11 protein-coding genes and 1 tRNA gene are annotated in these 12,081 nt (G+C 60.1%); 9 read left to right on the forward strand and 3 right to left on the reverse strand.

Annotation, left to right across the window (positions count from 1 at the left end):
* Nucleotides 1-29: 29 nt before the first annotated feature.
* From P9M14_09245 to P9M14_09285, 9 genes are all read left to right on the forward strand, one after another.
* On the forward strand, nucleotides 30-1,301 hold the full coding sequence (locus P9M14_09245) for a hypothetical protein (protein MDP8255923.1): 1,272 nt from the start codon (nucleotides 30-32) through the stop codon (nucleotides 1,299-1,301).
* Nucleotides 1,298-2,635 carry a hypothetical protein gene (locus P9M14_09250; protein MDP8255924.1) on the forward strand — a complete coding sequence of 446 codons (1,338 nt, stop codon included), beginning with the start codon at nucleotides 1,298-1,300 and terminating at the stop codon, nucleotides 2,633-2,635. The genes P9M14_09245 and P9M14_09250 overlap by 4 nt, the downstream gene beginning before the upstream one ends.
* Nucleotides 2,632-4,671 carry a DUF4091 domain-containing protein gene (locus P9M14_09255; protein ID MDP8255925.1) on the forward strand — a complete coding sequence of 680 codons (2,040 nt, stop codon included), beginning with the start codon at nucleotides 2,632-2,634 and terminating at the stop codon, nucleotides 4,669-4,671. Before P9M14_09250 ends, P9M14_09255 begins: the two co-directional genes overlap by 4 nt.
* On the forward strand, nucleotides 4,659-6,119 hold the full coding sequence (locus P9M14_09260; protein MDP8255926.1) for an SUMF1/EgtB/PvdO family nonheme iron enzyme: 1,461 nt from the start codon (nucleotides 4,659-4,661) through the stop codon (nucleotides 6,117-6,119). The genes P9M14_09255 and P9M14_09260 overlap by 13 nt, the downstream gene beginning before the upstream one ends.
* Before the next feature lie 285 nt (nucleotides 6,120-6,404).
* Nucleotides 6,405-6,632, forward strand: a complete 228-nt coding sequence (locus P9M14_09265; protein ID MDP8255927.1) for a hypothetical protein — start codon at nucleotides 6,405-6,407, stop codon at nucleotides 6,630-6,632.
* A gap of 108 nt (nucleotides 6,633-6,740) precedes the next feature.
* On the forward strand, nucleotides 6,741-7,640 hold the full coding sequence (locus tag P9M14_09270) for a metallophosphoesterase (protein MDP8255928.1): 900 nt from the start codon (nucleotides 6,741-6,743) through the stop codon (nucleotides 7,638-7,640).
* 144 nt (nucleotides 7,641-7,784) lie between these two features.
* Complete coding sequence (locus P9M14_09275; GenBank protein MDP8255929.1) at nucleotides 7,785-7,916, forward strand: hypothetical protein; 132 nt, start codon at nucleotides 7,785-7,787, stop codon at nucleotides 7,914-7,916.
* 346 nt (nucleotides 7,917-8,262) lie between these two features.
* On the forward strand, nucleotides 8,263-10,089 hold the full coding sequence (locus P9M14_09280) for a long-chain fatty acid--CoA ligase (GenBank protein ID MDP8255930.1): 1,827 nt from the start codon (nucleotides 8,263-8,265) through the stop codon (nucleotides 10,087-10,089).
* A complete protein-coding gene (locus P9M14_09285; GenBank protein MDP8255931.1) occupies nucleotides 10,086-11,090 on the forward strand; it encodes a hypothetical protein in 1,005 nt (334 codons plus the stop codon). Before P9M14_09280 ends, P9M14_09285 begins: the two co-directional genes overlap by 4 nt.
* Before the next feature lie 112 nt (nucleotides 11,091-11,202).
* Here the strand turns inward: P9M14_09285 and P9M14_09290 are convergent.
* From P9M14_09290 to P9M14_09300, 3 genes are all read right to left on the reverse strand, one after another.
* A tRNA-Phe gene (locus P9M14_09290) sits at nucleotides 11,203-11,278 on the reverse strand.
* A gap of 50 nt (nucleotides 11,279-11,328) precedes the next feature.
* A complete protein-coding gene (trxA, locus tag P9M14_09295; GenBank protein MDP8255932.1) occupies nucleotides 11,329-11,652 on the reverse strand; it encodes a thioredoxin in 324 nt (107 codons plus the stop codon).
* Between the two features lie 12 nt (nucleotides 11,653-11,664).
* Entirely contained in the window at nucleotides 11,665-11,985 is a 321-nt protein-coding gene (locus tag P9M14_09300; GenBank protein ID MDP8255933.1) for a metalloregulator ArsR/SmtB family transcription factor, read from the reverse strand.
* Between the last annotated feature and the right edge of the window lie 96 nt (nucleotides 11,986-12,081).

Below are 12,081 nucleotides of genomic sequence, written 5' to 3' on the forward strand. Positions count from 1 at the left end.
GCTCCTGCCAAAACCTCTCGAGGTTAAAAATGCCTAATAGACTACTGACCACGATCTTGCTGACGATCGTCGTATGCTGCGCCGGACTGACCGTCGGCTGCGTGTACGACGATGATCAGGCCGCTCCTTCGGACCTGGCCCCGGGCCCGGAGGCCGACTCGGCCCGCGCCGTTGATCGGCCGTTCGTGCCGCTGGCCGACGAGCCGCCGCCGGTGGCCGAGCTGATCGCGCAGGGCAAGGCCGCACTGAACGAGCGCGACGCCCAGACCGCACACGAGAAGTTCCTGCGGGCGATCGTGTTCGACGCGGACAATTCCGACGCGGCCTGCGGTCTGGTGCTCGCCGACGGAATCATCGTGCTCGACGCGCTGGTGGCTCTGCCCGGCCAGTTAGAGGATCCGGCGATGCCCGGGAAGTCAGGCGGCATTGGCGAAAACCTGCAGCGGGTCGTCCAGACCTCGCTGCTGCCGCCGCTGTACGAAATGCTGGCGATGATCAAGATCACCCAGAACGATCCGCACTTCAGCTTCTGGCTGGAGCACTACCCGCTGATCATCGACGGCGACACCTGGCTGTTCGACCTGGGCAAGGAATGGGACGCCGCGGACATGATCGCCGCTCGCGGCTATACCTACATGTTGCTCGGGCTGAGCGACACGCTGCTCAGCCTTGAGGCCGACTTCAACTGGCACACGGTATTCAACTGGGACTACGGCTTCGGCGGCGACATCGACCAGATGATCATCAACATCTGCGATTTGCTGATCGTGCTGCTGACCGACGAGGACTACCCGAACTTCCTCCGGCTTAACCAGGAGGGCGCTACGCTGCTGCCCAAGGCCGGAATCGAATGGGGCCGCGGACTGCGCGACCTGGGACTGTGCCTCGACCTGGCCCGCGCTGAAAGCGATTTCCAGGGCGACGACGTGTTCGGCTATATCGATGAAAACGGCAACCACGCCTGGGACGTTGACGAGCGGATGCACGTGCCGTACTTCGGCGATCTCACCGACGCCGGCACCGTAACGCTCTCCTTGTTCCAATATTACAGCCAGGGCATCGGCGCGAGTTTCCTCGACGGCACGGACGAGGATATCGACCCGGACAACCCCAACCTGTGGAACCTCAACGAGCTGGACATGCTCTCGTTCCACCTGGGGCTGGGGCTGCCGCTGTTTGACTTGGAGATCGACTTCGGCCAGTTCTTCCGCGACGCCCAACCCGACGGACTGCACACTACGCTGCTGCTGCTCGCCGACTTAATCAAGGAAGCCCTCGAGGCCGACGGAGGTGTCCGATGAACCGCTCGCGACTGCTCAATCTTTGCTGGCCGGCCTTGGCGCTGATCCTGATCTGCGGCCTGCTGTCCTTCGCCGCCTGCCAGGAGGATGAAGACAAGCCCGACGTGTGGCACGACGACGACAGCGGCGACGACGATGACGACGACGACGCCTGGACGCCGCCGACCTGCGAGCTGGCCCAGGTGCCGGCTCTGCCGCTGCCCGAGCGCGCCTCTCCCAACGTAATCACCTTTGACGAGACCGGCCGGATGTCGATCAACGGCCAGCCGTTCTTCCCTTGGGGCTTCTACGGGGTGGACCACGAGGACGGCAGTATGGACGAGCTGGCCGCCATCGGCTTTAACAACGCCGAGACCTCGTCGGGCTGCTGCCAGGGCGAGCAACTGCAAGAGCACATCGACTACATCAACGCCGCGCAGGACGCCGGGCTGTTCGCCTGGGTCAAGGCGCTCAAGCCGACCAGCCAACTCGACAGCGTGCCGCGCGCCACTCTTGAGGACTACATCACCCAGCGCTCCGAGCTGCCGGGGCTGATGGGCTGGTACACATTCGACGAGCCGGGACTGCACGGCGTGGACGTCGCGCTGGCGCAAGAGCTCAACGACCTGTTTAACGAGGTGGCACCGACCATCCCGACGACGCTGGTAATGATGGCCTCGGTGCCCTATGAGACCTACATCGATTACTGCAACGTGTTCATGGTCGACCCCTACCCCGTACCGTTCATGCCCATCGGTTTGGTGACCACCCAAATCCAGGGCGCGCTCGAGGCGGCCCAGGGGCGCGGCGCCAACGGCGGAGTCAAGCCGGTGTGGGGCGTGTTGCAGGCCTTTGACTGGCAGCTTTTATGGGGCACCAAGCCCGTGGGCGAGCCCTGGCGGCCCACCCCCGACGAGCTGCGCAACATGGCCTACCAGGCCGTGGCAGCAGGCGCCCAGGGCGTCGTCTATTGGAATTACAGCCACCTGCGCGCGTCCGAGAGCTGGGAGGGTTTCCAAGTTCTGGCCCGTCAGATCACCTCGCTCAACGCGATCTGGGTCAGCGACACATTGGATAGCTCGGCGCTGATGCCCGGCGATCAGTCGACCAGCACGGTGGTGACGCGGCTGTTCCAGTTCGACGGCCGCCATTATTTGCTGGCGGTCAACAACGGACTGACCTCCACCAGCGCGACCTTCGACATCTCGAGCCTGGGCGACAATCCGTGCGCCATTGACTACTTCGACGAGCAGGTGCGCCTGGTCAGCCGCGAGGGCACGTTCACCGAGATCTTCGAGAACCTCGGCGTGCGGTTGTTCCAGATAACCGACGAGGCCAAGGGAGGATGCCGATGAGAACTCTGCCGACTGTGGTGTTGATCGCGTTGGTCGTGCTCGCACTGGCCCTGCCGGCCCAGGCCGCGCTCAAGGCGTTGGTCGTCGATCCCAACCTCAAGCTGCGGCCCGGCGATGATCCGACCGGCGCTGCCGGTGCGGTGCTGCAGGCCGCTCGCAACGAGTACGAGCCGTTCCAGGTAGTGGTGTTCGACGATTCCGGCGCCGCACTCAGCGGATGCGACGCCTCGGTCTCGGCGCTGGCAGGCCCCGAGGGCGAGCAAATCGCCGCCAACGAGATCACGCTGTTCCGCGAGTGGTACATCGAGGTGATCATCCCCAGCCAAAAGCCGATCGACCCCGCGGCCTCGGGCTTTTGGCCCGACGGCCTGATCCCGTTCGTAGACGAGTGGGACGGCGAGGACCGCGACGGGTCGCCGTTCAACGTGGAGGCAGGCGGCTTCGTGATGTTGTGGGTCGATGTACACATCCCGTTGGGCCAGCAGCCGGGCGATTATGCCGGCTCGCTGTCCGTGACCTGCGATGACAAGGCAGCCGTGCAGATCCCGATCGAGCTTACGGTCTGGGACTTCACCGTACCCGAGAAGATCACCGGCGCCTCGAACTACGGCTACAGTTGCGGCAACTCCTACAACACCCACGTGCGCATGGGGTCAAGCCCAAACCGCGATACACTCAACGACCGCTATTTTGCCGAGGCGCTTAAGCACCGGATGGGAATCAGCTCGCCGTGCTACTCCCCGACGTGGAGCTGGGACGGTTCGAGCGGCAGCTTTGACTGGACCACCTTCGACGCCCAGATGGGACCGTTCTACGACGGCGAGGTTCTACCCTGGGCCGTGGAGCTGCCCAACATGCGCCTGCCCTACGGCGGCTCGTCCACTGACGAGCGCCGCGCCTATTGGGCGGCGTTCGCCCAGCACTTCCGCGAAAAGGGCTGGCTGGACAAGCTCTATCTCTACCTGCCCGACGAGCCGACTCCGGCCGAATATCAAAACCTGGTGAACATCGCCGAACTGCTGCACAGCGCCGATTCCGAGCTGCGCGCCATGGCCACCGAGCAGGTCGATCCAGCGCTGATGGGCTCGGTCGACATCTGGTGCCCGGACGAGCCGCTGTTCTCCGACAGCCTGCCCTGGGGTCCCTACCCCGAGGACTATCCTCCGCGACAGGCCCTGGGCGAAGAGGCCTGGATGTACAACTGCATGAGCGCACAGTTTATGGTCGACTACACCAACTACTTCATTGACTCCCAAGGGCTGCACGCGCGGCTGTTCCAGTGGGTGACCTGGCGCTACCACTTCACCGGCACGCTTTACTGGCAGAGCAACTACGGCATGCGCTCGGGCCACGACGTGTGGTACGAGCCCTGGGAAGACACCTGGTTCTGCAACGGCGACGGCAACCTGTTCTATCCCGGAGCGCCCTCAATGATCGGCGGCAGCAGCGATATCCCGATCGCCTCGATGCGCATGAAGCTGATCCGCGAGGGACAGGAGGACTACGAGTACTTCCGCCTGGCCGACGCCATGGGCAAGTCCGAGCAGGTCGACACCCTGCTGCGCAGCGTGGTTCGCAAGAGCTGGGACTGGTCGCACGATCCGGCGGACACGATGCGCGTGCGCGAGCAGATCGCCCAAATCATCCTCGGCCAGGGCGATTCCACGCCCCCGGACGAGCCCGGCGCGCTCGCCCTCGAGGCCGGGGACGCGACGATCAGCGTCAGTTGGACCGACCCTGCCGACGCTGACCTGGCCTCCTGCGCGGTCTACATCGGCAAGTACCCCGACGACCGCCAGTGGCTGGTCGACGTGGCCGCGGGCACGGGCCAGTACATCATCGAGGACCTGGCCAACGGCCAGACCTATTACATCGCGCTGGACGCGGCCGACCAGTGGGGCAACCGCAGCGCTTTCACCGACGAAATCGCGGCCACGCCCCAGGGCGCGGACGATGACGACGATGATGACGACGACGATACGGGCGCGGACGACGACGACAACGAGGAGCCGACCTGGAACGGTTGCGGCTGCTGACGCTGCTGCTGGTCGCCCTGTGCCTGGGCTGCTCGGGCAAGGGCGAGCGACCGGCAATGGTCGAGGTGCCCTCCGGCCCGTGCATTATCGGAGCCGACCGCGATCAGGACGGCGATTCCACGCCCGACGAGTGGCCGTTGCGAACAGTGGAGGTCGGTCGCTTTGAGATCGACCGGCTGGAAACGACCCTCGGCCAATACCTCGAATGCGTAGCAGTCGGCGCCTGCCCCGCAACCCCCGAAGAACTGCACAACGTACCGAGCAACAGCTGCAACTGGAGTCGAGCGGACAAGCTTGAGCATCCGGTGAACTGCGTGACCTGGAAGCAGGCCGACGCCTACTGCCGCTGGAAGAATAAACGTCTGCCCAGCGAAATCGAGTGGGAAAAGGCCGCCCGGGGAACCGACGGACGACGCTATCCCTGGGGCGAACAATGGATCCCGGGTCGCGCCAACGTGGGCGACGGTCGCTTCACCCAGCCGGTGGGCGGCTATCCCAAAGGGGCGAGTCCCTACGGCATGCTCGACGCCCTGGGCAACGTGATGGAGTGGACCGCCGATTCCTACGAGGAAGGCCTGAATCCGGGGATCTCGCAACGTGCGGCGCGCGGTAAAAACCGCGTAGTGCGCGGCGGCGGGTTCGGCTCCGGCGACTGGGGACGGCGGCTGTCGTACCGCGACTGGTACGCGCCGGACCATCGCGACCCGCGTATCGGTTTTCGCTGCGCGCGCGGCCCGGCCTTGCCCACCGACGTCAAGAAAGCAACGCCCTGTCGCTTCGCTGGATTCAGCCAAAAGCTGAGAGTGCCCGCAGGCGAGTTCACGGTCGGCTGCGATCCGCAACAGCGCGACGACTGCCAGCCGGGCAACCCATCCCGCAAGGTACGCCTGCACAGCTTCGAGATCGACGCGCGCGAGGTCGGCGTCTACGACTATTTGCAATGCGTCCAGGCCGGGAAATGCACCCTGCCCGACCCGGGCAAGTACTGCAACTTCGGCAAGGCCGACCGCCTCGACCATCCTGTCAACTGCATTGATCAACAGCAGGCGCGCGACTATTGTGCTTTTCGCAACGGACGGCTGCCCACTGCCCTGGAGTGGGAAAAGGCCGCGCGCGGCATTGACGGTCGACGCTTTCCCTGGGGCGAGAGTCAACCGACCTGCAATCTGACCTGCAGCGGCATCAACGGCTCGGGCTGCGGCAAGGACCGGACGTTCGTCGCCGGCAGCCTGCTGGCCGGTGCCTCGCCCTACGGCGCATTGGACATGGCGGGCAATGTCTGGGAATGGACCGTCGATCGCGATCCGGCGCGAGACGGAGCGATGATCGTCAAGGGCGGCGCCTGGGACGAGCGCGCGGGCCTGCCCGCGTACAGGTTCCGTTCGCACCCGGCCGCGGCGCGTGTGGACAACGTCGGCCTGCGTTGCGTCTACGCTTCTCCTAACTGATAAGTAATACCAGTGCTGCACTTTCAGCGCTGCTGAAAAACCAGCGCTCAATGAACCTCACGCTAACAGCCAAATTGATTTTTTTGTGCGGAATTTAGTAACCAAATTGCCCTCCGCCCGCGCTTAAAACAGATTGACGCATTTGGCACAACAGGTGCGTTAGCTCCTTAACTGAGCTCGTGGACAACATTCTCCATGCCGCGACAACCGTCATTAACATGAGGAGAAAACTCAATGAGGACCGAATCCTAAAAACGTCTCATATTCCTGCTTGCCGCAGTCTCCATGCTGGCACTGCTGGTCGGATGTATCCCCAACTTCACCGCCGGACCAAATTCTTCAGGTTCTTCAAGCAAAGACTTACCCGCAGGCAGCGGTGACCCCGGATCGCTAAACAACGGCGATTTTGCTGACGTCGAAATCCTGATTCTGGAAGACGGCACGCTCCATGCCCTGGCCATCGAAGTCGATGACGACAACGACGATGATGATGACAATGACGACGAAAAATAGGTAAAGGTCTGGTTCTTTGAACCATATCTCCCTTCTACTGAGTTCCGCGCACACCTGCCAAGTGTGCGCGGAACTCTATTATCCGACCCGCGATGAGTTGGGCGACCGATGAGAAAAGCTATTGTTTTAGCCGTATTTTTACTTGCAATCACTTGCAGCCCAGCTCTGGCTAAGGCTGATATTTCCTATCTGCAAAACGTCGCGCAGCGATCCGTGCAGATTACATTCAACGGCGGGTTGGACGGTGTCTGTCTTTGGGGAGAAACTCCCGCTTTGGGCAAGACTACTATCGCGGTCCATGATCCCGATACCGAGATGAGCACCTGCCGCCTGGATGGCCTGGAACCCGGGACGTTGTATTATTACAACACCGTGGCGAATGATAAACTGATCAGCGGTTCATTCACCACTGCGCCGGATCGAGATAATACTTTCAATTTCGTGGTGATCGGGGACACACGCACCGATCATGTCGGCCATCAGTCGGTGATCGACGGCATTTTGCAATACAACCCATCAGGGTATCCGGACCTGTTTTTCAACGTCGGCGACATGGTCGGCGACGGGGGCGACAAGGATCAATGGGGCGAGTTTTTCACGACCGAGCTGGAAATTCTGTCAAACACGATATTCATCCCGATAATCGGCAATCACGAGACTGTTTCCAAGCACACTTGGTTCGACAGCTTGTTTGTGCAACAGCGACATTATTGGTTCAAATATGGGAACTCCCTGTTCATCATCATGGACACCGAAGGCCGCTACGGCCCAAACAACGAACAGTATCAGATGGTCGCGGACGCCCTTGAGCAGGCGGAAGCCGACCCTGAGATCGTCTTCAAGTTCGTTTCCACAAACCGGGAGTCACCAGCGGCAGTCACAGCCCCGACCGGACCATCGTCAAGTACTACTTCGACCTGTTCGAGAAATACAACGTTGATGTCGTCTTTAACGGCCACAACCACATCTATGAACATGGATACGTCAACGGAGTTCACTACGTGGTGACCGGCGGCGGCGGCGTGGAGCCCAGTAAGGAGTATGAGCAGCGCGAGTGGACCCGATACGTGGAGTCGACCCGTCATTTCTGCTCGGTCGAGGTCGGACCAGAGCGGCTATGAATTGCGGGTCTATCGACCGGATGGAACGTTGATGGATCAGTATTACGCCGATTCAAGCGATGGCGGCAGTGATGGCCCGACTCCCGCAGATCTTCAGACCGAAGCTCAGATCTGCGGCATGCTGCCGCCCCGCGACCACAACAATGCGGCAGTCAACCTCTGATCCCGATGTTGCTGGTCGTGCTCAGGCGGAAAACAGGACAGCGCCCGGTCGATCGGTGAGATCCACAGCCTGTGCCTCGCTGAAACTCATCCGTCACTGAAATCAACTGGTCGCAGGCCCTATAGATCAATCCTGCAAAGTCCGCGAGTAAGGATTTTCTAGCCTGGATTATTCAACTGCTGCGCCGTGCTATCAGCATCGGCGCCCTCGCGCATCGCCGCGCCCGCCGCTCGGTCACGTATTGGGGCGGTTTCGCGCTACGGACCAAAGGTCGGCCTTGACGCTGCAGGGGTGAACGGGGGTATGGTGTGATTCGCATCCAAAACTTGGGCGGACGGATCGGGCCATGAGCTATCTTCCTGAAACCACCTCTATTCGTGTGTTGAAAAATCGGGCCGACCGCTGGCCCGATGCGGTCTGCGTCAAGCAAAAACGCGATGGCCGGTGGCTTTCGATGACCTGGTCCGAAATGATGAAAAAAGTCGCCGCGCTTGGAACGGCCCTTTGCGACCTGGGGTTGAAATCCGGGCAGACCGTCGGCATCGCCGCCGGCACTTGCGTCGAATGGATGCTTTCCGATTTCGCCGCAGTCAGTTCCGGTGGAATCACCGTCGGGTTGTACACGACCTCCGCCACCGAACAAATGCGGTACACCCTGTGGCATAGCGAAACACGCATCCTCGTCGTACAAAACCGCGAGCTGTTGAAGAAGATCCGGCCCGCCTTGGATGAATTGGAGAATCTGAAAAGCGTGATTGTGATTGATCCGGCCGGTTGCGACGACCTGTGGCCCGGCTATCGATCGTTCAACGGGTTGATACAAGAAATACAAGACAGCGTCGACGTACAGACCTATTGGAATACGGCCTGCGAAAGTATCAACGATCCGGAGAGGCCGATTACCTATATTTACACCTCCGGCACTACCGGCCCGCCTAAAGCGGCGATGTTATGCGACCGAAATCTTTTAGCCGCGGTGGAGGTTTACAGCGCCGCATCCAGCGCCGCGCCCGGTGATTCGTTGATTTCGGTGTTGCCACTGTCCCATGGCCTTCAACGAGTGCTGGACTTCACCGCCTTGGCGGGCGGCAGCGCGGTTTGTTACGTTGAATCGTTGAAAACTCTGGTCCAGGACATGCAGGAAATTCAACCCACCATGCTCGGCGGGGTGCCCAGACTTCTGGAAAAAGTTTTTGAATCCGTTCAGACCAAGGCTGAATCCGGGGGGTCTTTCAAACGTAAGGTCTTCCGCTGGAGCCTGAACGTCGCCCGCGAATTCGGAGAATATTACCAGAGCCAAAAGGTGCAACCATTGCTTTTTCGACTTAAACACAAGCTCGCAACAGCTCTGGTTTTCGGCAAAGTTAGTCAGGCGATGGGCGGGCGCATCCGATTCGTCGGCAGCGGAGGCGCCTCGCTGTCGGTGGACATCGCTAAATTTTTCATGGCTTGCGGGATCCCTGTCATGGAGGCCTACGGCATGACCGAGACCTCCGTGGTCGGCTCCTTGAATCTGCCGGGCGAGTTTAAGTTTGGAACGGTGGGCCGCGTCTCCAAAGGGGCCCAGATTAAAATCGCCGAGGACGGCGAGATTCTGATTCGCGGCGACTGCCTGTTTCTTGGCTATTATAAAATGGATCCGGCCGCCAGTTCGACGCTGTATCGCGACGGTTGGTTTCTGACCGGCGACGTCGGGGAAATGGACGCCGACGGCTATTTGAAAATCACCGACCGCAAGAAAGAGTTGATCATCACCGCCTATAGCGAAAACATTGCCCCCAGCAACATCGAGGCGACGCTGAATCTGTCGCCCTTGGTTGCCGGCTCGTTGGTGTACGGCGATGAACAGAAATACATCATCGCCCTGATCGACCCGGATCGGGAACGGCTGAGGGCGCGAATCGAGGAACTGGGCTTAGCGAACGCCCCGAGTCGGCCGCTGCATGAAACGGAAGCAGCCCGGAATCTGATTGCAGAGGCAGTGGATCAAGCCAATTCCGGTCTGTCCGGACCCGATCGCGTGCGCAAGTTCGCGCTGCTTCCGGCAGCCTTTTCTATCGAAACCGGCGAGTTTACCCCCACCCTAAAACTCAAGCGCCGAAACATCATCTCGAAATATAAAGCGCTTATCAGGTCGTGCTATGGCGCGGACTGGAAAGACCGAAGCAAGTGACCAACGCGAACGACAATGCGGCGAACGGCAAGGCCTTTCCCTGGCCCAGGCAGAAAGTCCGGGAGTATGCACGCGAGCATTCCAGAACCGTGCAGATCAAAGGTCGGCCGTTTTCCCGTTTCGGCATTTGGCTGCTGTTGACCTTTGTCCGTTCGTTATCGAGAAAGAACGCCTGGAGATTCGGAGCCATCATCGGCCGCCTGTTGTATCTGCTGCGGATCCGGAAAAGCATCGCGTTGACGAACCTGGACATCGTTTTTGGCGACAAGAAGACGACCGAGGAGAAAAACGAAATCTACAGGCGTTGTCTCATCAACCTCGGACGCCAGTCTGTCAATTATCTTCGCACTTGCTTGTACGATGAGAATTTCTGGGATGAAAACGTGGTCATTGACAACGAGCGCGTCATCCGCGACGCCTTCAACAAAGGTAAAGGCGTATTGATCCTTTCGATGCACTTCGGCGCCTGGGAACTTCCAGGCGGAAAGTTCGGGATGTCCGGCTATCCGGTCGCCAACATCATCAAGATCATCAAAAACCCGGTCGTGGAAAACCTGCTGATCAAGGCGCGCTTGGCAATGAACCTGGGCACGATCCCGCATAAGAATTCCCTAGCGCGGATTCAGGAAGGATTAGCAAGGGGCGAAGGCATCATCATGGCCATCGACCAGAACATGAAGCACAGCCAGGGCGTTTTCGTAGAATGGTTCGGACGCCCGGCCTCGACAATCCGATCCTGCGCTTATCTCGCGCGCGATTCCGGCGCGGCGGTTGTGGCCGGTTACTCTCGACAGCTCGACGCGGATCATATCGAGGTCGTGGTGTTGGGGGAGATCCCCTGGACGTCCATTCCAGATGATCCGGAAAAAGAGTTGAGCGTCAACACTCGTAATTACATCGCGCCTTTCGAAAAGGCGATTTACGATGAACCTGAACTATGGCTCTGGATCCACCGCCGCTGGAAAGTTCAACCCGAAGGCAGCCCGAAGACTTACGAATAACCGTTGTTTCCAGGTGAGTGTTTCAATCAGCTCGCCAAGTCTGTCCCTATCAGAGAAAGAAACGGGAAGCCGGTTTGATCTTTCCGACTTCCCGTTCGTCATGTTGTGTGCATGGTGGTCAGGGACGGAGTTGAACCGCCGACACGGGGATTTTCAGTCCCCTGCTCTACCAACTGAGCTACCTGACCACTCAGCGGATCGGAATTTTAGCCGCGGATCACACGAGCGTCAAGGTCCGTTACAGGACCTTGCGCAGCAACTCCTCAAGCTTGGCCTTGGGCACCGCGCCGATCACCTGCTCGACAACCTGCCCGCCGTTGAACAGCATTATCGTGGGGATGCTGCGGATGCCGTACTGGGACGCGGTTCGCTGGGCTTCGTCCACGTTAAGCTTGACCACCTTTATCTTGCCCGCGTATTCGCCGGCAAGTTCCTCGACCACCGGCCCGACCATCCGGCACGGACCGCACCACGGAGCCCAAAAATCGACCAGCGTCGGCAGATCGGACTTGATCACCTCCTGGTCAAAGTTCTCGTCGCTGATTGTCAAAAGGTCTGCCATCTGGATCTCCTTTTATTTCTCGCTTCGCTTATTACAGCCGCTAATCATCGAACGAACCAGCCGCTCGGCCAGCTCGTCGCAGACTGAGTAGCACATCTTTACTCCGTCGCGTCTGGACTCGACGATCCCCTTGGCCTTTAGTTGGGCCAGATGTTGGGAGATCGTCGCCTGGGGAAGCTCCAGCTTCTGCCAAATCCGCTTGACGTTGCAATCGTCGTGCAGCAGTGAGATCACGATGCGCAGTCGCACCGGATGACCCAGGACCTTGAGGATCTCGGCCGCGCGATCGAGTTGTTTGTCCCGGTGCTTCCCCTTGCTTATATCGATATTCATATATCTATATATTAAGTCGCCGCTCGCGGTTTGTCAACCCTGCGGCTCTCGCCGGTTCCTTGACACTCTGTGAAACGGTGCGGCATGCTTATCACC

The organism is Candidatus Alcyoniella australis (assembly GCA_030765605.1).
Lineage (GTDB): Bacteria > Lernaellota > Lernaellaia > JAVCCG01 > Alcyoniellaceae > Alcyoniella > Alcyoniella australis.

Excerpts from the sequence above, each read along its gene's own strand:
- P9M14_09245 (MDP8255923.1), top strand. The coding sequence starts at position 30 with ATGCCTAATAGACTACTGACCACGATCTTGCTGACGATCGTCGTATGC.
- P9M14_09250 (MDP8255924.1), top strand. The coding sequence starts at position 1,298 with ATGAACCGCTCGCGACTGCTCAATCTTTGCTGGCCGGCCTTGGCGCTG.
- P9M14_09255 (MDP8255925.1), top strand. The coding sequence starts at position 2,632 with ATGAGAACTCTGCCGACTGTGGTGTTGATCGCGTTGGTCGTGCTCGCA.
- P9M14_09265 (MDP8255927.1), top strand. The coding sequence starts at position 6,405 with ATGCTGGCACTGCTGGTCGGATGTATCCCCAACTTCACCGCCGGACCA.
- P9M14_09270 (MDP8255928.1), top strand. The coding sequence starts at position 6,741 with ATGAGAAAAGCTATTGTTTTAGCCGTATTTTTACTTGCAATCACTTGC.
- P9M14_09275 (MDP8255929.1), top strand. The coding sequence starts at position 7,785 with ATGGATCAGTATTACGCCGATTCAAGCGATGGCGGCAGTGATGGCCCG.
- P9M14_09280 (MDP8255930.1), top strand. The coding sequence starts at position 8,263 with ATGAGCTATCTTCCTGAAACCACCTCTATTCGTGTGTTGAAAAATCGG.
- trxA (MDP8255932.1), bottom strand. The coding sequence starts at position 11,652 with ATGGCAGACCTTTTGACAATCAGCGACGAGAACTTTGACCAGGAGGTG.
- P9M14_09300 (MDP8255933.1), bottom strand. The coding sequence starts at position 11,985 with ATGAATATCGATATAAGCAAGGGGAAGCACCGGGACAAACAACTCGAT.